Origin of the sequence: Massilia sp. Bi118 (assembly GCF_918697865.1) — a bacterium.
GTDB lineage: Bacteria > Pseudomonadota > Gammaproteobacteria > Burkholderiales > Burkholderiaceae_D > Telluria.
The window spans coordinates 65,763-84,564 of the sequence record NZ_CAKKMV010000005.1; the positions used below are offsets into that span (position 1 = coordinate 65,763).

The 18,802-nt window shown below is 64.5% G+C and carries 18 protein-coding genes and 1 tRNA gene; 10 read left to right on the plus strand and 9 right to left on the minus strand.

The window, feature by feature from the left end; translation table 11 throughout:
* Entirely contained in the window at nt 1–834 is an 834-nt protein-coding gene (mutM, locus tag LQV39_RS08925) for a bifunctional DNA-formamidopyrimidine glycosylase/DNA-(apurinic or apyrimidinic site) lyase (RefSeq protein ID WP_230024141.1), read from the minus strand.
* A gap of 173 nt (nt 835–1,007) precedes the next feature.
* Here mutM and LQV39_RS08930 point away from each other — a divergent pair, with 173 nt between their 5' ends.
* The 7 genes from LQV39_RS08930 to pth all read left to right on the plus strand — a co-directional run bounded on the left by LQV39_RS08930 (nt 1,008) and on the right by pth (nt 7,162).
* Complete coding sequence (locus LQV39_RS08930; RefSeq protein WP_230024145.1) at nt 1,008–2,759, plus strand: tetratricopeptide repeat protein; 1,752 nt, start codon at nt 1,008–1,010, stop codon at nt 2,757–2,759.
* 111 nt (nt 2,760–2,870) lie between these two features.
* The gene (locus LQV39_RS08935; protein ID WP_230024147.1) at nt 2,871–3,473 is read left to right on the plus strand and encodes an outer membrane lipoprotein LolB; all 603 of its coding nucleotides are present in this window, start codon (nt 2,871–2,873) and stop codon (nt 3,471–3,473) included.
* A gap of 1 nt (nt 3,474) precedes the next feature.
* Nucleotides 3,475–4,374, plus strand: a complete 900-nt coding sequence (ispE, locus tag LQV39_RS08940) for a 4-(cytidine 5'-diphospho)-2-C-methyl-D-erythritol kinase (RefSeq protein ID WP_374199418.1) — start codon at nt 3,475–3,477, stop codon at nt 4,372–4,374.
* 66 nt (nt 4,375–4,440) lie between these two features.
* Nucleotides 4,441–4,517, plus strand: a tRNA-Gln gene (locus LQV39_RS08945).
* 152 nt (nt 4,518–4,669) lie between these two features.
* Entirely contained in the window at nt 4,670–5,620 is a 951-nt protein-coding gene (locus LQV39_RS08950) for a ribose-phosphate pyrophosphokinase (protein WP_230024151.1), read from the plus strand.
* Nucleotides 5,621–5,842: 222 nt separating this feature from the next.
* Entirely contained in the window at nt 5,843–6,430 is a 588-nt protein-coding gene (locus LQV39_RS08955) for a 50S ribosomal protein L25/general stress protein Ctc (RefSeq protein WP_230024153.1), read from the plus strand.
* Between the two features lie 147 nt (nt 6,431–6,577).
* Complete coding sequence (gene pth, locus LQV39_RS08960) at nt 6,578–7,162, plus strand: aminoacyl-tRNA hydrolase (RefSeq protein WP_230024164.1); 585 nt, start codon at nt 6,578–6,580, stop codon at nt 7,160–7,162.
* A gap of 46 nt (nt 7,163–7,208) precedes the next feature.
* Here the strand turns inward: pth and LQV39_RS08965 are convergent, their stop codons facing one another.
* Both LQV39_RS08965 and LQV39_RS08970 read right to left on the minus strand, forming a co-directional pair.
* Nucleotides 7,209–8,651, minus strand: coding sequence for an HD domain-containing phosphohydrolase (locus tag LQV39_RS08965; RefSeq protein WP_230024172.1), 1,443 nt, complete (start codon nt 8,649–8,651; stop codon nt 7,209–7,211).
* Nucleotides 8,652–8,772: 121 nt separating this feature from the next.
* Nucleotides 8,773–8,982, minus strand: a complete 210-nt coding sequence (locus tag LQV39_RS08970; protein WP_230024178.1) for a cold-shock protein — start codon at nt 8,980–8,982, stop codon at nt 8,773–8,775.
* A 208-nt stretch (nt 8,983–9,190) separates the two neighbouring features.
* On the opposite strand from LQV39_RS08970, the gene LQV39_RS08975 reads away from it, so the two are divergent.
* Nucleotides 9,191–9,685: a GNAT family N-acetyltransferase gene (locus tag LQV39_RS08975; protein ID WP_230024180.1), complete on the plus strand. Its 495-nt coding sequence runs from the start codon at nt 9,191–9,193 to the stop codon at nt 9,683–9,685.
* On the opposite strand, the gene LQV39_RS08980 is transcribed toward LQV39_RS08975, so the two are convergent.
* From LQV39_RS08980 to LQV39_RS09000, 5 genes are all read right to left on the minus strand, one after another.
* Nucleotides 9,669–11,534, minus strand: a complete 1,866-nt coding sequence (locus LQV39_RS08980) for a DUF3857 and transglutaminase domain-containing protein (protein ID WP_230024188.1) — start codon at nt 11,532–11,534, stop codon at nt 9,669–9,671. The two genes, LQV39_RS08975 and LQV39_RS08980, sit on opposite strands and share 17 nt — an antisense overlap.
* A gap of 118 nt (nt 11,535–11,652) precedes the next feature.
* Nucleotides 11,653–12,873, minus strand: coding sequence for an ABC transporter permease (locus LQV39_RS08985; protein WP_230024195.1), 1,221 nt, complete (start codon nt 12,871–12,873; stop codon nt 11,653–11,655).
* Nucleotides 12,870–13,559 carry an ABC transporter ATP-binding protein gene (locus LQV39_RS08990; protein ID WP_230024202.1) on the minus strand — a complete coding sequence of 230 codons (690 nt, stop codon included), beginning with the start codon at nt 13,557–13,559 and terminating at the stop codon, nt 12,870–12,872. The genes LQV39_RS08985 and LQV39_RS08990 overlap by 4 nt, the downstream gene beginning before the upstream one ends.
* The gene (locus LQV39_RS08995) at nt 13,556–14,779 is read right to left on the minus strand and encodes an efflux RND transporter periplasmic adaptor subunit (RefSeq protein WP_230024209.1); all 1,224 of its coding nucleotides are present in this window, start codon (nt 14,777–14,779) and stop codon (nt 13,556–13,558) included. Before LQV39_RS08995 ends, LQV39_RS08990 begins: the two co-directional genes overlap by 4 nt.
* Nucleotides 14,780–14,783: 4 nt before the next feature.
* A complete protein-coding gene (locus tag LQV39_RS09000) occupies nt 14,784–15,479 on the minus strand; it encodes a YIP1 family protein (protein ID WP_230024216.1) in 696 nt (231 codons plus the stop codon).
* A 145-nt stretch (nt 15,480–15,624) separates the two neighbouring features.
* Between LQV39_RS09000 and LQV39_RS09005 the strand changes: the two genes are divergently transcribed.
* Together LQV39_RS09005 and ychF are read left to right on the plus strand one after the other, a co-directional pair.
* Nucleotides 15,625–16,722 carry a patatin-like phospholipase family protein gene (locus LQV39_RS09005; protein WP_230024223.1) on the plus strand — a complete coding sequence of 366 codons (1,098 nt, stop codon included), beginning with the start codon at nt 15,625–15,627 and terminating at the stop codon, nt 16,720–16,722.
* A 75-nt stretch (nt 16,723–16,797) separates the two neighbouring features.
* Nucleotides 16,798–17,889, plus strand: coding sequence for a redox-regulated ATPase YchF (gene ychF / locus LQV39_RS09010; RefSeq protein ID WP_230024236.1), 1,092 nt, complete (start codon nt 16,798–16,800; stop codon nt 17,887–17,889).
* A gap of 82 nt (nt 17,890–17,971) precedes the next feature.
* Here ychF and LQV39_RS09015 read toward each other — a convergent pair whose 3' ends face one another.
* The gene (locus LQV39_RS09015; protein WP_230024238.1) at nt 17,972–18,685 is read right to left on the minus strand and encodes a PEP-CTERM sorting domain-containing protein; all 714 of its coding nucleotides are present in this window, start codon (nt 18,683–18,685) and stop codon (nt 17,972–17,974) included.
* Nucleotides 18,686–18,802: the final 117 nt, after the last annotated feature.

The following is an 18,802-nucleotide window of genomic DNA, read 5'->3' on the forward strand; positions in this document are numbered from 1 at the left end:
TTACTTCTGGCAGGTCGCGCAGTAAAACGTCGACCGCTGGCCCTGGACGATCTGGCGCACCGGCGCCCCACAGTTTCTGCAAGGCACTCCCGCACGATCATAGACGAAATATGTCTGCTGGAAATATCCGGACTGCCCATTTACAGCAATAAAGTCACGCAAGGTACTGCCGCCTTGCACAATCGCGGCGGCAAGGATCTCGCGGATGGCCTCGGCCAGCTTGTCGTAGCGGGCGCGGCTGATGCGCGAGGCCGCCGTCTTCGGGTTGATGCCGGCGCGGAACAGGCTCTCGCACGCGTAGATATTGCCGACGCCGACCACGATGTCGCCGGCTAGCAGCACCTGCTTGATGGGCGCGCTGCGCTTTCGTGTTTCGCGATGGAGGAGGGCGCCGGAGAAGCCGTCCTCGAGCGGTTCGACGCCGAGGCCGCGCAACAGGATGTGCTGCTCGAGTTCGCCATCGTCGTTGCCATGCCAGAGCACGGCGCCGAAGCGGCGCGGATCGTGCAAACGCAGCACGCGCCGGCCTTCGGGACCGCGCACGACGAGATCGAAGTGATCGTGTTTTTTGAGCTCGACCCCTTCCGGCAGCACCCGCAGGTGGCCGGACATGCCGAGGTGGACGATCAGCGTGCCGTGCTCGAAATGGATGAGCAGATACTTGCCGCGGCGGCTGGTCGACAGGATCTCGCGGCCGGCCAGGAGTTCGTCCAGATTCGGAGGGAAAGGCCAGCGCAGGCCCTCGCGGCGCAGCACGACCTGTTCGACGACACGGCCTTCGAGGTGCGGCGCGACGCCACGCCTCGTCACTTCGACTTCTGGGAGTTCAGGCATAGATCAGCTGTAATGAGCAAAGAAGAACAGAGGAAAGTATGTAAATTCGTGTTGCAACGGCGCACGCGCGGGGGACGTTAAGCGTAGAATCGGTCCATCTTGTCAATGCGGGATCGACCTTGAAAAACACTTTCGCCATTGTAACGCTCTCGGCCTTGTTATCTGCATGTGCTGTGGCGCCCAAGCAGCAGGCGCCTGATCAATCTGCCCAGTCCGACCAGCCGCTCGCCGCCGCCGAAGCCCAGCGCCGTGTAGCCGCCGGCGAGCCTGCCCAGGACGAGGCCAAGCAGGCGGATGAGCAACTGCCGAACGTGAACATGACGCCCCAGATGATGGTCCAGCTCATGAATGCCGAGCTGGCCTACAAGAAGGGCGACTGGCAGGGACCCTACCTGACGCTGATGAGCCTGGCCCAGCAGACCAGGGATCCGCGCCTGGCCAAGCGCGCCGCCGAGATGGCGCTGTCCGCCAAGCAGGCCGAGGACGCCCTCGCCGCGGTCAAGCTGTGGCGCCAGTACGCACCCAATTCCGATGAGGCCAACCAGTACTATCTGGGGTTGGTCATCCTCTCCGACAACCTCGCCGATGCAGAAAATGCGCTGAAACAGCGCCTGGCGGAGGCGACGCCGGGCGCCCGCGGCCTGGTGATGTTCCAGATGCAGCAGCTGGTGATGCGCGCCAAGGACAAGGAAGCCGCCGTCGCCATGCTCGAGCGCCTGGTCGCACCCTACGGCAACATGATGGAAACCCACGTGGTGCTGGCGCAGACGGCCCTGGCCCGCGGCGCCAAGGCCGACGCCCAGCGCGAAGCCCGCGCCGCGCTGCAGATCAAGCCCGATTCCGAGATCGCCATCCTGACCCTGGCCCAGGTGACGGAAGGCGAGGAGCAATCCGCCAAGGTGCTGGCCGACTACCTGGCCGCGCACCCGGACGCGAAGGACGTGCGCGTGGCCTACGCCCGCCTGCTGGTCAACGCCAAGCAATACGAGGCCGCGCGCCAGCAATTCCTGGCGCTCGATAAAGCCCAGCCGAACAACCCGGGCACCCTGTACGCGCTCGGCATCCTGTCGATGCAGATGAACGACAGCAAGACCGCCGAAGACTACTTCACCCGCTTCGTCGACGTCATGGACAAGGCCCCGGACGAGGAGCGCGATCCGACCAAGGCCGTGCTGATCCTGTCCCAGCTAGCCGAGGAACGCGGCGACATCCCCGCCGCCATGGGCTGGCTCGACCGCCTCGACACCAACGATCCGAAAATCCAGTTCGGCGCCGACCTGCGCCGCTCGCAATTGACCGCCAAGGGAGGCGATCTGCCCGGCGCCCGCAAGCTGCTGGGCACCCTGAAGCCCGAAGACAAGGCCGAGCAGGCGCAGATCGTGCTGATCGACGCCCAGCTGCTGCGCGACGCCGGCAGGAACCAGGAAGCCTACAAACTGATGGAGCAGGGCCTCAAGCGCTTCCCGGACAACACGGATTTCCTGTACGACTTCGCGCTGATGGCCGAGAAGATGGGCAAGACCAGCGTGATGGAAAAATCGCTGCGCAAGGTGATCGCCAAGTCCCCGGAAAACCACCACGCCTACAACGCCCTCGGCTATTCGCTGGCGGACCGCAACGTGCGCCTGAAGGAAGCCTACGCCCTGATCGACAAGGCCCAGAAGATGGCGCCGGCGGACCCCTTCATCATGGACAGCATGGGTTGGGTGCAATATCGCCTTGGCAAGCTGGACGCGGCCGAGACCCAGCTGCGCAAGGCCTACCAGCTGCGCAACGATCCGGAGATCGCCGTCCACCTTGGCGAAGTCCTGTGGAAGAAGGGCCAGCACGACGACGCGCGCAAGCTGTGGCGCGAAGCACGGGCCAAGGATCCGAAGAACGATGCGCTCAAGAGCACGCTGACGCGGCTGCGGGCTTCGCTCTGAAATAATCTTTCAAGAATGGCTAACGTTTGAAATAATATTTCATAAAACAAGCTCGTTTCCGTGACCAATAACACGTCGTCCCCGCGAAGGCGGGGACCCAAGTTCGTACCGATGCCAATTTCCCGTCTATTCGCCCCAGTTCTCGCCGCCGCCGTTTTATCCCTGGCAGGCTGCGCCACCTCCACCGCCAATCTCTCCACCGCCCAGGTCGGCGCCTACCGCGACACCATCGCCCTGAACGGCAAGATCAACGTGGTTTACCAGAAAACCGAGGGCGGACGCGAAGTCGTCGCCGCCGATTTCAGCTGGACCCAGCGTCCTGGACGTGTCGAGGTGTCGATGTTCACGCCAACCGGGCAGACGGCCGCCGAAATCGCCGTCACGCCCGATGCCGCCACCCTGACCCAGGCCAACCGCGAACCGCGCACGGCCAAGGATATCGATGCGCTGACCCGGCAGACCCTCGGCTGGCCGTTGCCGGTGGCGGGGCTGCGCGACTGGCTGCAAGGCTATGCCACGGATGCCCAGGGCAAGCGCTTCGTGGCTTCTCCGGCGAACAACAATGTGTTCACGCGCGATGGCTGGCAGCTGCGCTTCGTCGACTGGCAAAAAGGCACGGCGACGCCGATGCCGCGCCTCATCAAGGCCGAGCGCAGCGCCACCGCCAGCAGTGGCGACCTGGCGATCAGCATCACGATCTTCCCGGAAAGCTGAGATGGCCCTGACCTCGCTGCACGGCTGCCCGGCGCCGGCCAAGCTCAACCTGTTCCTGCACGTCACCGGGCGCCGCGCGGACGGTTATCACCTGCTGCAATCGGTGTTCCAGCTGATCGACCACGGCGACACGCTCGACTTCGACCTGCGCGAAGACGAGCGCATCGTCCGCGTCAACGAAGTGCCCGGCGTGCCGGAAGAGCAGGACCTGATCGTGCGCGCCTTGCGTGCGCTGCAGGCGGAATACCAGCGCCGTCACGGCAAGCTGCCTCCCGGCATAGCCGTGCAGATCGAAAAGCGCCTGCCCATGGGCGGCGGGCTGGGCGGTGGCTCTTCCGATGCGGCCACCGCGCTCATGGCCGCCAACTACCTGTGGCAGGCCGGCTTGAGCACGACCGAGCTGATGACGATCGGCTTGCCGCTGGGCGCCGACATCCCCTTTTTCCTGTTCGGCGAGACCGCGTTTGCCCAGGGCGTCGGGGACGACTTGCAGGCAGTACCGGGCCCGGATTGCTGGTACGTGGTGATCGAGCCCGGCGTCTCGGTCCCGACCGCCGCGATTTTCACGGCGCCCGATTTGACAAGAAACACGAAACCCGTTACAGTAGCGGACTTCCTAGGGCACAAACCCGAGTCGAAAGATTCAGGTGGGTTCGGGAAGAATGATTTGCAGGACGTGGCAGCTCGCCTGTTCCCGCCGGTAGCCGAGGCGGTCGAATGGTTGGGAAATCACGGGGCGGCCAGGATGACTGGTTCCGGAGCGTGTGTGTTCGGCGCGTTTTCCACAGAGCAAGAAGCAGAGCAGGTACTGATGCAGGTGCCGGCGAAGTGGACAGCATGGAAAGCAAGGTCGCTAACGAAACATCCGATGAAATCGCTCTTGCAAATCAACGAGTTGTAGAATAAAATTTTGCCTGTCGACGCAGCGGCAACATAGTTAAAGCGTCGGCGAGCAGCAAGTTCGTGTAGGGGAATCGCCAAGCTGGTTAAGGCACCGGATTTTGATTCCGGCATACCAAGGTTCGAATCCTTGTTCCCCTGCCAAAGTTATATTGCCTGACCTGTTGATGACTAGTGCTCCAGCAGGCAATCGAAGTGGAGCCGCCTAGAGCGGCCCATTTTTTTTGTACTTCAAGCGTTAATCTTCTTGCATTAACGGCTTTTCAGATTTTTCAATTACTCTTCTGGGACTCCCCATGGCTTACGAAAACCTGATGGTTTTTACCGGCAATGCCAATCCGGCGCTAGCAGAAGGGGTCGCAAAAAGCCTCGGCATTCCTCTCGGTAAGGCCGTGGTCTCGAAGTTCTCCGACGGCGAAGTGATGGTCGAAATTAACGAGAACGTTCGTGGCAAGGACGTCTTCGTTCTGCAATCGACCTGCGCTCCCACCAACGACAGCCTCATGGAAATCATGCTGATGGTCGACGCTCTCAAGCGCGCATCGGCAGGCCGCATCACCGCGGCGATTCCGTACTTCGGCTATGCCCGCCAGGACCGCCGCCCACGCTCGGCGCGTGTCGCGATCTCGGCCAAGGTGGTCGCCAACATGCTGGAAGAAGCCGGCGTGGAACGTGTGCTGATCATGGATCTGCACGCAGACCAGATCCAGGGCTTCTTCGACATCCCGGTCGACAATATCTACGCATCGCCGATCCTGCTGGGCGACCTGCAGAAGCGCAACTACGACGACCTGCTGGTCGTGTCGCCGGACGTCGGCGGCGTGGTGCGCGCCCGTGCGCTGGCCAAGCGCCTCGGCTGCGACCTGGCGATCATCGACAAGCGCCGTCCGAAGGCGAACGTGTCGGAAGTCATGAACATCATCGGTGAAGTCGAAGGCCGCAACTGCGTGATCATGGACGACATGGTCGACACCGCAGGCACCCTGACGAAAGCCGCCGAAGTCCTGAAAGAACGTGGCGCCAAGAAAGTTGTGGCCTATTGCACGCACCCGGTCCTGTCCGGCCCGGCAATCGACCGCATTTCGAACTCGCCGCTGGACGAGCTGGTCGTGACCGACACGATCCCGCTGAGCGAAGCCGGCCGCGCCTGCGGCAAGATCCGCCAGCTGACCTGCGCACCGCTGCTGGCCGAGACCTTCAAGCGTATCGTGAAGGGTGATTCGGTCATCTCGCTGTTCGTCGATTAAAAGTTACATCGTCGTTCCCGCGCAGGCGGGAACCCAAGTTGCAGGCGTTATCGAAACGCACGCAGAACTTGGGTTCCCGCCTGCGCGGGAACGACGTTTATGTTTTTCTTGAGTGCGTATCTGCGCTCATTTCACGGAAGTCCCTGGTCGCGGGGGCGTCCACAACCGGGCAATCGGGCCGGCATCAGCCGGAATTCGGGCCCTTTATTTTGGAGTAACACCATGAAAGTCGTCGCATTCAAACGCGAACTGCAGGGGACCGGAGCGAGCCGCCGCCTGCGCAATGCTGGCCAGACCCCAGGCATCATCTACGGTGGCACCGCCACCCCGGAACTGATCGCCGTCGATGGCAACGCACTGTTCCACGCGCTCAAGAAAGAAGCATTCCACGGCGCCGTCCTGGACCTGGAACTGGACGGTCAGACCCAGCAAGTCCTGCTGCGTGACTTCCAGATGCACGCATACAAGCAACTGGTCCTGCACGTGGACTTCCAGCGCGTCGACGCTTCGCAGAAGATCCACACCAAGGTCGCCCTGCACTTCGTCAACGCCGACGTTTCGCCGGCAGTCAAGCTGAGCGGCGCCATCGTGTCGCACGTGCTGAACGAGCTGGACGTGACCTGCCTGCCGGGCCAACTGCCGGAATTCATCACCGTCGACCTGAGCAAGCTGGAAGCCGGTCAATCGGTGCACGTGTCCGACCTGACCCTGCCGGAAGGCGTGACCGTGGTTGCTCACGGCAAGGACCAGACCGTCGCCACCTCGTCGATCCCGCGCGGTGCTGCAGCTGCTGAAACCGCTGCTGAGTAATTGCTGTTCGCCGCCGCTCCTTCGGGAGCGGTGACATGAAAACCCGCTGCGACTCGCGTCCGGCGGGTTTTTTGTTTCTTGCTCAAGCGTTGGCGGTTTTCCGCGATAATCGAGCTTTACGATTGAATTGACGCTTATTTACGCCCTATGCACATCCGCCTGATCGTCGGCCTCGGCAACCCCGGCCCCGAATACGAACAAACCCGCCACAACGCCGGCTTCTGGCTGGTCGACAACCTGGCCAACACGCTGCCCGGCTGCCACCTGCAGCGTGAATCGCGCTTCAACGCCATGGTCGCCAAGACATCGATCTCGGGCAAGGACGTCTGGCTGCTGGAACCGCTGACCTTCATGAACCGCTCCGGCCAGTCGGTCGGCGCGCTGGCGCGCTTCTTCAAGATCGCGCCGGAAGAAGTGCTGGTCGTGCACGACGAGCTGGATCTGCCTCCCGGCGCGGCCAAGCTCAAGCGCGGCGGCTCCTCGGGCGGCCACAACGGCCTGAAGGACATCACCGCGGCGCTCGGCACCCAGGACTACTGGCGCCTGCGCCTCGGCATCGGCCATCCGCGCACCCTCAACCTGCAGCAGGCGGTGGCCGATTTCGTGCTGCACCGCCCGCGCCGTGAGGAGCAGAGCCTGATCGAGGAAGCCATTGACAAGGCGCTGCGCATCATTCCGATGGTGTGCGATGGGAAGATGGCGCAGGCGACCACGCAGTTGCATACCGACTGACGTTGCCGATGCCGCACGCGGGCACACCGTGCCCACGCAAGCGGCATCAGATCAGCCCGCGGGTCAGCGCCTTCAGTGTCGCGGCAGGCCGCGAGTGCGCCCCAAGCTTTTCGAAAATCGTATCGACATGCGTCCGCACGCTCGCCGGACTGATCTTCATCGCCCGCGCTGCCTCGCGGCTGGTTTCACCAAGACTGATGTGGCGCAGCACTTCCACCTCGCGCGACGACAGCACGGCATCGTGCACCGGCTTCGCCCGCCCGGGCTTGGGGGCCATGGCCCGCGCCGCATCGATCACGGCGCTCACCGCCTGGCGGTCGAAGCGGCCCGCGCCGGCCTGCGCCACCAGTAGCGTGCCGGCGGCGGCGTCGCCATGCGCCGGGCGCCAGGGCCGTGGCGAAGTCATCGCCACATAAGCCGCCGCCACCGCCAGCACCCTTTCCTGCGGCCCGACCGCTTCACCGCGCGCCTTGCGAAAGTAGCCGCTGCCGTCCAGCCGCTCATACACAAACGAAGCCAGGGTCGCATCCTGCGCGATGGCGGGCACCAGGGCGCCGGCGCGTGCAGTCCAGAACGGCACTTTTCTCACCTGGTCCCAGTCGAGCACGCCCAGCTTGCCGGGCTGTTGCCACACGCTGTTCGGCACCGCCACCCGTCCGATTCCGTGCAGCAGGGCGGCCCGCACCAGCGGCTTTTCCTCGAGCGCGATCAGGCCCGCGCCCACCGCGCTGCGCTTCGCCAGCTCCGCCACGCGGCGCGAGTAGCCGGCCAGCCAGGGCAGCTTCAGCTCGATCACGTCGGCGACGATGGTGAGCGGCACGCGGCGGTCGTGTCCTGCGTAGTCGGCCGCGCAGGAGGGCTCGCCCAGCGCATCGATCCAATCCTGGGCGTGCGGCGCCAGGCGTTCGACCAGCGTCGCCGGATACTTCACACCGGCGCGCTCGCCAATCAAACGCATTGCGCCCTCGGTGCCGTGGGCCGGCGCCAGCACTTCCAGGTCGCCGGCCAGGCGCACGTAGTACACGGCGCGCGGAATGTTCGGGTCGAACAGCGCATCCTGCATGTCGCCGCGGTGGTGGCTGCCGAACAGCTGGCGCAGCGCTTCCTCGACGTCGCTGGACAGACCGAGCAGCCTGGCGATGTCGCCCGCGACCTCGCATTGCATCTGCGCCAGCGGCAGCACGTTCGGCAGGGTCAGGTTGGGATTGCCGGACAGGGTGCGGGTTACCATGGCGTGCCGGCCGAGGACGTCGTCGCCGAGCAGGTGGGCAAAGCCTGCCGCCGTCGCCGTGCTGCCCGACCAGCGCAGCAGGCCGACCAGGCGGGTGCTGGTGCAGGCCTCCGCAGCGTCGCCGTTTTCTTCCGCCAGGCGGGCGGCCAGGCGCGCCGTGCGGACCGAGTGATCCGGCGGCAGGCCCATGCTCAGGTCGCCGACCATGGCCAGCACCTGCACGGCATCTTCCACGCTGATGGTTTCGTCGAGTTGCATGGCCATAATGTACCGGCCAACAGTCGATGCAACAAGCGCACGATTGCCTGAAATGCAAAAGCCCGCGGAAGCGGGCTTTGTCGAGATCGCCGCCCAGTGGACGGCGCATCGCGCAGGCGAATCAGATCGCGCGGATATTGCTCGCCTTTTCGCCCTTCGGGCTGGCCGAGCGTTCGAAGGACACGCGCTGATTTTCGGACAGGCTCTTGAAGCCTTCCGACTGGATGTCCTGGAAGTGCGCGAACAGGTCGCCGCCGCCTGCGTCAGGGGCGATGAAGCCGAAGCCCTTGGAATCGTTGAACCATTTGACGGTGCCGGTTTGAGTAGTCATGTTGATATTCCTGTAGTGTTTGATGTGGGCGAACATGCCCGATGCGCACTTGCGACCAAGAGAGATGCGACCGAAAGGAATCAAACAGGAATGCCTGGAAGGCGAACGGGAGAGATACCGACAACGACGAACGACGACTTGATGTAGTGCCCGATTCAATATACAGGCCTTACCTGCGTTCACCTAAGCATTTCGGATTTAATTTCAGATGACAGCCAGAATCAGACGCTACCGTCCGGACGACCGCAAGGCCGTGCTGGCGGCCTTCCGCAGCAATGTGCCGGACCATTTTCCGGCCTCCGAGGAAGCCTGGCTACGTTCGGCGCTCGATGAACCGGACGGGCCTTTCTTCGTCGTGGTCGAAGATGGAGAGGTGGTGGCCTTCGGCGGCTACGAGATATCAAGCTTCTATAACCTGGGCACCCTGGTGTTCGGGCTGGTGCGCGCCGACCGCCACGGCACGGGCATCGGCCGCGCGCTCCTGCATTACCGCCTGCTGCACATGGCGGGCCGCAAGCAGCGGCCGCGTTACGTTACCGTCGATACGCATCCGCACACGGCGGGCTTCTTTCAGCGCTGCGGCTTCGAAGAGATCGCGCGCTGGCCCGGCGGCTACCGCTCCGGGCGCGACCGGGTCGACTTGCGTTTCGAGCTGAGCGAAGCGGCGGTGGAGAAACTGCGCTCGATTAAGAACCTGCGCTAACGACGATCTGGCTGCGTAGATCGCGGCTGATCCTTTCCAGCGCCGGCTGCATCGCCCGGTAATCGGCCGGCGTGCAGGTGGCACGGCCGTGGCGGAAAGTCAGGCGGCGCTTCACCACCACCTCGTTGCCGCGCCGCGCATAACTGGCGCGGTAATGGATGCCGCCATCCATCAGCTTGACCGGTTTAGGCAGCGCGAGGATGCGCACGCCTTTCGGGAAGCGAAAAGCCGTCTCGTCCTCATGGTCGAGGGCGGGGCAGACGAAGTCCTGGCGCCGCTCGCTTTCCTGGCCCAGGCTGGACACGGCCTCCGCTAATCCTCCCCAGAAATCGTAGATGGTGGCCACGGCGCTCGGTCCAGGCAGGTCGAGGAAGCCGTCGCTGGTGCCGGAAAAGGATAGCCGGACCTCGTCACCATCGGCTATGCCGGTGCTGAAGCCCTCGACAGGCACGGCATCGAACACGCCACGGCTCTTGCGGCCCAGGCCCTGCAGCATGCGCTGGGCAAAGGCGGCACGCTCGGCCTGGCGCGCATCGCGCAGCGCGGTCCGGTAGGGCTCGGCGATCGCGCCCACCGCTGTCTTGCTGAGCTTGAAGCTGCTGCGGCCGTCGCGGCGGATGTCGAACCAGGTCGTGCTGCGGTTGCGCTCCGGCTGCAGGATCGGCGTCATCGCGAAGGTCTCGGTCTTCAGCAGCAGCACCGGCTTGCCGAGGATGCCGGCCGGCAGGTAGCCGGCGCCCACCGCTTCGGCGGTGGGGTCGAGGTAGAGGCCGAGGCTGGGCACCCAGGTGATCATGTGGTTGAACACGCCCAGGGTCGGCGTATCCGGCAGGCGGTAGGCATTGCCGCTGTTGACCAGGGCGCCGGTACTGTCGATGCCGACCGCGGCCAGCAGGGCTTCCAGCAGGCCGGCGTGGTCCTTGCAGTCGCCGTAGCGGTTCTCGAGCACGCTTGCTGCCGGGTGCGCTACCACGCCGCCGGCGCCCACGTACACGCCCACGTAGCGGATGTTGTGCCGGACCCATTCCGACAAGGCCAGCGCCCGCGCCCGTGCATCCGGCAATCCGGCCGTCAGCTGGCGCGCCAGCGCCACGATGGCCGGAGAGGGCTGGGTCCGGCCGGCGGCGCCCGCGCGAAACGCCCGCGCGAAGGCGGCGTAGTCGGCAAAGGTCGATACCGCCAGCCGCTTGCCGTAGTCCAGGTAGCTGACCGAGCCGGCTTCCAGGCGTTCGTTGTCGCCGTTCACATAGCGCCACTGGTAGCGCCGGCGTCCCGGCGGACTGCCATCGGAAACGGGCACCGGCACGAAGCCGACCGCGTCCGCATGCAGCGGCATCGAGGCCGGCATGTCGTAGACCAGCAGGTAGTTCTTGCTCGCGTAGAAGGGCGCGGACGAGAGGTCTTCGAAATGGCCGGGGAACAGCGCCGTCCTGCGCCGCAGCGTGTAGCGCAGCACCAGCTGGTCGCCCACCGCGGCTTCGGGAAAGACCACCACTTTCAGGCGCGTGTCCTCGAACATCGGCGCCTCGCCGGGCGCGGCGGCGGCTTCCTGCTGGTCCTGCACCTGGCCCGGCTGCACCGGCACGCGCCGGCCGTCCGGCTTTTGCGTGTACGCATCCAGCGCCAGCACCTCATCCAGCGTGCGGTTGTAGCTGATCGCGTACTGGCCGTGGCTGCGCAGGGCACGCTGCTGGACGATGGTGCGGGCGAGGTCGACGTCCAGCCGGTAGCTGCCGTCGGTCTCGACCACGTAGTGCTGGATGAAGCGGTCGATCGTCAGCGCCGGATCGGTGCCGGTGTCGCGCGCCCGTGCCGGTCCGCACAGGATGAGCAGGCAAAACCATAGCACGGCGCAATATCGACAAGGCATGAAGGCTCCGGAGGCATGGGGCGAAAACGCGATCGAACCATGTTACGGGGGCTCAAGCCTCATCCCTTGAGCAGGCACAAGCGCGCCTGTGGCTACTTTATTCGTAGCGCAATGCGTCGATTGGATCCAAACGGGCCGCCTGGCTCGCCGGCACCACGCCAAAAATCACGCCCACGCTGCCCGAGAACAGCACCGACAGCGCCACCGCCCACCACGGCACCACGGCCGGCGGGAAGTCGGGAATCATGGCGGCAATCGCCACCCCGAGGCCGTAGCCGATCGCCAGCCCGAGCAGGCCGCCGAGCAGGGAGAGCGTCACCGCCTCGATCAGGAACTGCAGCAGGATGTCGCGGCTGCGCGCGCCGATCGCCTTGCAGATGCCGATCTCGCGGGTCCGCTCCTTGACCGACACCAGCATGATGTTCATGATGCCGATCCCGCCCACCAGCAGGGCGATGCCGACCACGCCGCTCATCACCAGGGTCACCGTCGCACTGAGCTTGTCGAAGCTCTTTGCGATCTGGTCCGCCGATTCGATCTCGAAGTCGTCGCGCTCGTCGGGCTTCAGGCGGTGCGCCTGGCGCATCACGGCGCGGATGCGGCTGCGCGTCTCGTCCAGCGTCGACAGGTCGCGCACGGCCACCGTGATCGCCAGGTAGGGACGGGTGTTATTGCCGATCATGCTCTGGCCCGTCTTGAACGGGATGATCATGTAGTTGTCCTGGGACATGCCGAAGACTTCGCCGCGCTTCTCCATCACGCCGATGACCTTGAACCACTCGTTCCCGTACAGGATGAACTGGCCGACCGGATTCGCGGGCAGGTGCAGTTCCTGGATCAGCTTTTCGCCGATCACGGCCACGCGCCGCGCACTGGCGTTGTCGGAGTCGCTGATAAAGCGTCCCAGGCGGGCAAAGCGCTGGTTCACTTCCTGGTAGCTGGCCGAGGTGGCGAACACCTGGGCCGTGGCCGTCATGCCGGTGAAGCGCACTTCGGATGTGCCGGGAACGAAGAAGGGACTCAGGTCGCGGATGCCGTCGACCCGCAGGCGCAGCTGGTCGACGTCTTCGACCCGCAGGTAGTTGATCTTGCCGCGCATGCGGTCCTTGAACTCGTTGCGCGCCTGGATCGTCAGGCCGTTGCCGCCCAGTCCCTCGAACTGGTCGCTGACGCTTTTCGACAGGCCCTGGATCAGCGAGATCACGGTGATGACGGAGGCGACCCCGATGACGATGCCGAGCGAAGTCAGGAAACTGCGCAGCCGGTGCGCGCGGATCGATGCCAGCGCCGAGCGCACGGCTTCCAGGAACAGGTTCATGCTACACGCTCCGCCACGCGGGTATCCGACATGACGCGGCCGTCGCGCAGGCGCACCACGCGCTGGCATTGCTCCGCGATTTCCGGTTCGTGGGTGACGATGACGACCGTCTGGCCGTCCGCGTGCAGTTCGCGGATCAGGTTCATGATGTCGAGGCTGGTGGCCGAATCGAGGTTGCCGGTCGGTTCGTCGGCGAGCAGGATCGAGGGTTTGCCGACCAGCGCGCGCGCGATCGCGACCCGCTGGCGCTGGCCGCCGGACAGTTCATTGGGGCGGTGATGCATACGCGCGCCCAGGCCGACCCGCTCTAGCGCCTGCGCCGCCAGCGCCAGGCGTTCGCGCAGCGGGATGCCGCGATAGATCAGCGGCTGGGCCACGTTGTCGACCGCGCTCGCGCGCGGCAGCAGGTGAAAACTCTGGAAGATGAAGCCGATTTCCTGGTTGCGCACGCGCGCCAGGTCGTCGCCGGACATGGTCGCCACTTCGCGGCCATTGAGCCAGTACTCGCCGCTGCTCGGCTTGTCCAGGCAGCCGACGATATTCATCATGGTCGACTTGCCGGAACCGGAGGCGCCGATGAAGGCCACCATCTCGTTGCGCCCGATTTCCAGGTCGACGCCCTGCAGCGCGCGCACCGTCTGGTCGCCCATCCGGTACTCCTTGGTGATCCCCTGCAGGCGGATCATCGCTGCGCGACCTTTGCGTCGGCAGGCTTGGCATCCGCCTTCTTGGCGCTGACCTGGTCGCCGTCGCGCAGTTCGCGCAACAGCCGCGCCGGGCCCACCGCAATGGTCTGGCCGGCCGCCAGGCCTTTCGTGACTTCCTGGTTGGCGTCGTCGGACAGGCCCAGTTCGACGCTGGTCTTCTTCGCCTTGCCGTCCTGGATCACGAACACATAGCTGGCGTTCCTGATCTGGTCCTTGTCCTTGGCGCCGGCGATTTCCTCGCTCATCACCGCCTGGATCGGCACCGCCGGCTTGGCACTGCTGCCGCCGACCACGATCTCGACGCGGCAGGTCATGCCCGAACGCAGCGCCAGCTTCGGATCCTCGAGGTGCAACTTGACCACGTAGTTGCGGCCCTGGCTCTGGGCGCCGGGCAGGGCGCTCTTCGGCGCCATTGCCACGCTCTCCACCTTGCCGGTGAGGGGCTGGTCGGGGTAGGCGGCCGGGAATACCTTGGCCTGCTGGCCGACCGCCACGCGGGCGATGTCGGCTTCATCGACATTCACTTCGGCCATGATCGAGCCGACGTCGGCGATCGTCATCAGCGAGGAGCCGGCGATGCCGGTGGCGCTGGCGACGGCCGTCTCGCCGATCTTGATCGGCACCGCGGTCACGGTGCCGTCGATCGGCGCGCGCACCTCGGTCTTGGCCAGGTGCTCGCGCGACTGCGACAGCAGGGCGCTGGCCTGCTCCAGCGAGGCGCGGCTGGCGCGCAGCTCGACCTTGGCCAGGTCCAGCTGGTGCACCGCATCGTCGTATTGGGAGACGCCGACGTACTTCGACTTGTACAACTGGCCGGTGCGCTCCAGGCTGCGTTCCTGGTTGGCCACGTTGATCTGCGCACGCTCGATGGCGATCGCGGCGTTGCGGCGGTTGGCTTCCTGCTGCGCCACCTCGGCCAGGTAGACGGTCGGGTCGAGCTTCAGCAAGACCTGGCCGCGCGCGACCCGGTCGCCTTCCTTGACCTGCACCGCCGCCACCTTGCCGATCACTTCGGCCGACAGCTGCACCTCCTGGCGGAAGACTAAATTGCCGGTGGCCAGGATCGACGGGTGGATCGCCAGCTTCTGCACGGTCGCCAGCTCGGCTTCGCGGCCCGGCTTGCTGCTGCCGAACTTGACCGCCACCGGGATGGCGATGACGGCGGCCGCGACGGCCGCACCGATCAGTTTCTTGCGCATGGTCTTAGCCGAAGAAAGCGATCTTCGCCGACCACAGGCCGTAGACGATCAGGTAAGGCAGCACGGCGATCGTGACGCAGGTCGCGGTCGAGCGGCCGGTCCAGACCTTCAGGCCGAGCACGGCCAGGGCGATGCTCCAGAACATGGTCAGGTCGATGCTGCCGACCAGGCTGGCCCAGGGATTCGTCATCGGCAGGTGGAATACCAGATAGTTGAGCGAGGCCATGTTCAAGTCTTCGGGCGCCAGGCGGCCGTTCGAGGTCGCGATCTGCACCGCCGACAGCGGGATCGTCAGCAGGCGCGGCACGCTGGTCCACACCGAGAAGCCGAACCACTTGCCGTAGCCGATAGGCGCGCCGATGATCTTGCTGGCAACCAGGTAGTACAGCGCCGACAGCGCCAGCGCCACCAGCGTGCCGACCACGGCGCCGATGCCCGAGCTCCACATCATCGAGGTCGGGGTCATGAATTTTTCCATTGCGGCGCGCACTTCCGGCGAGGCCTTCGGCTGCGAGGCCACCATGTGCTCGACCAGCCAGCCGAAATCGAGGGTCGAGATCCACCAGTACATGATGCCGATGGACAGCGCGATCAGGATGAGCAGGGGAAGCCAGGCGCCGCCCCTGTCCTTCAGGCGGGCGAAGGTGGGCTTGGGATCCAGCATGAGATTACCGATATCGAAGAATGCTTGCGTGGCCATGGTGGCTCCTTGACGAGTAGAAATTTAGTGTAGGCCAAATCCTACGGGTCGAAACTCACCCATTGTCACAATACGCAGATAAATATGAGGTATGCATATGTCGTCGGCGCCGACGTGCATGTGCGCTTCCTGCGATAATTTCCGGATGACTGCACTGACCTTCCACGCCGGGCCGATGGCCCTGGCCCAGATCCGCGCGCATGGCTTGCGCGCCCAGGACATCGCCGTCGTGCCTGCCGCGGCGGGCGGTCCCAAGGGACTGATCTTCCGCGCGCTCGACCAGTGGGTGTTCGGCGAATGGTTCCCGTCGGCGCCGCGCGAGCGCACCCTGATCGGCTCCTCGATCGGCGCCTGGCGCATGGCCGCCGCCTGCCAGCGCGACCCGGTAAAAGCCTTCGAACGCCTGGGCGAGCTCTACAGCGGCCAGCGCTACACCAGCACGAAACCGTCGCAGGAACAGATCGACGAGGTGGTGCAGGGACTGCTGGCGGAATTCGTGCGCGGCCACGAGGACGACATCGTCAACCACCCGCAGTACCGCCTGCACCTGCTGACCGTGCGCGGCAAGCGCTCTCTGGCTGCGCCCGGCCACCGCTATGCGGAAATGAAGGGCTTCGCCGCGGCGGCCCTGCACAACCTGGCTTCGCGCGACCGCCTGGCCCACTTGTTGGACCGCGTGGTGATCGGCGACGTGCGCAGCGCCGCGCCCTGGCTGCGGGAAAAGTTCGACAGTTTCGCGACGCACTTCTCGCCGCTGACGCGCGAGAACCTGGCGGCCGGCCTGCTCGCCTCCGGCACGCTGCCCATGCTGATGAAGCCGGTGCGCGACATCGCCGGCGCGCCGCCCGGCCATTACTGGGACGGCGGCATCATCGACTACAACCTGGCGCTGCCTTATGCGCGCCTGGCTTCGCAAGACCCGGGTTCGATTGTGTTGTACCCGCATTTTTCCGAACACATCGTGCCGGGCTGGCTGGACAAGGCCTTGCCCTGGCGGCGCGCGGCCCGCGGACCGAACCGCGGCTGGCTGGACAATGTGCTGATCGTGGCGCCCAGTGCTGAATTTTTGGGCAAGCTACCGCGTGGGAAATTGATTGATCGTAGCGATTTCAAGTTTTATGGGTTGAACCACGATGCGCGGATTCTTGCTTGGAAGCAGGCGATGGATGAGGGTGGGAGATTGCGCGACGAGTTTGCGGCCTTTGTGAACAAGCCGGATTTGTCGCGCATTCGTCCGCTTTGAGCGAGCATTTGCAGTCTTTGGGGGCGAGCAGAGGTACAATATGCGGTTTCGTATATTCGATCCTGAAAGCATCCCATGAGTCTCAAATGCGGCATCGTCGGCCTGCCCAACGTCGGCAAGTCCACCCTGTTCAACGCCCTGACCAAGGCCGGCATCCCGGCTGAAAACTATCCGTTCTGCACCATCGAGCCGAACGTCGGCGTGGTCGAGGTGCCGGATCCGCGCATGCAGGCGCTGGCCGACATCGTCAAGCCGGAACGCATGGTCAACGCCATCGTCGAATTCGTCGACATCGCCGGCCTGGTGGCGGGCGCCTCGAAAGGCGAGGGCCTGGGCAACCAGTTCCTGTCGCACATCCGCGAGACCGACGCCATCGTCAACGTGGTGCGCTGCTTCGAAGACGACAACGTCATCCACGTGGCCGGCAAGGTCAGCCCGCTGGACGACATCGAAGTGATCCAGACCGAACTGGCGCTGGCCGACATGGGCGCCGTCGAGAAGGCGATCCACCGCGAAAACAAGAAAGCGCGTTCGGGCGACAAGGATGCGGCCAAGCTGGTCGCGATCTGCGAGCGCCTGATGCCGCACCTGAACGAAGGCAAGCCGGTGCGCACCGCCGGCCTCGACGCCGACGAGATGGCCATGATCAAGACCCTGTGCCTGATCACCGCCAAGCCGGCGATGTTCGTGGCCAACGTGTCCGACACCGGCTTCAAGGACAATCCGCTGCTCGACCAGCTGACCGCCTACGCCGCCGCGCAGAACGCGCCGATCGTGGCGATTTCGGCCGCCATCGAAGCCGAGATTGCCGATCTGGACGACGCTGACAAGGCTGCGTTCCTGTCCGACATGGGCATGGAAGAGCCGGGCCTGGATCGCCTGATCCGCGCTGCCTATAAACTGCTCGGCCTGCAGACCTACTTCACTGCGGGTGTGAAGGAAGTGCGCGCCTGGACCATCCATGTTGGCGATACTGCGCCGCAGGCGGCTGGTGTGATTCACACTGACTTCGAGCGTGGGTTTATTCGTGCGCAGACGATTGCTTATGATGACTACATCGCGCTGAAGGGTGAGGCGGGTGCAAAGGAGGCAGGCAAGATGCGGGCTGAGGGTAAGGAATATGTGGTCAAGGATGGGGATGTGCTGAACTTCCTGTTCAACGTCTAATCCGTACCTGCTTCAAGCAAAAGCCCCGGACGCCAAAGGCGCCGGGGCTTTTTTGTCGCTGCTTGTGTAAAACTAAAACCGCTTACTTCTGCGCTTTGCGGCGCATGAAACCCAGGCCGGCCAGACCGAAGCCCAGCAGGGCGATCGACGCCGGTTCCGGGACGTCCGCATTGCCGACGTCAACCAGGATGGCGCTGCGCGCCACTTCGCTACCATTGCTGTACGCAACGAGGGCGAAGCTGTACTCGCCGTTGGCCAGCGGATCGTAGGCACCCGACGGCGGGGTGATAAACGGCGGCAGGTTAGCCGACAGGAAGCCGAAGCTCAGGTTTTGCGAGTCTTGATAAGTCGAGCCCGTGGCGAAAATACTCAGGTCCCATGCACCCAGTGCCGACTCGTCGGTGTCGACGCCGGCATTGAAATCGTAGAACAGCTTGTAGCTCAGGCCATTCGCATTCAAGTTGCTCGCGCTGTCATTGATGTAGTAGCTGAAATTCCAGAGCGAAGCCCCGTTGGCTGTGCCCGGCGTGGCGGTGTAGGTGCCGGTACCGTTATTGCCGAGGGCAGGCGCATTGTAGCGCTGGGTTGCCGCCAGGCCGAGAGTGAGCGTGCTGCCGGAGGCGGTCTTGTAGGTGGTGATCGCGGTCGGGTTGGTCGGAATGCCCGAGCCGCCGAAGGTGGCGCCAGCCAGCTTCGCGAAGTCGGTGTAGGTCGGCGTGATCGGCGCGGCGGCGGCGGCAAACGAGGCAGCGCTCAGCACGAGGGCAGCGATCAGGCGGGACGGGGCGAAAGTCATGATTTACTCCTTAAAAAAATAGACGCTATAAGTGCGATGACTAACGCAATGCAATATTTGTACCAATAAATTGGCGAATTTTTAAAGTTGAATGAAATCAATGACTTGCTGCACTGT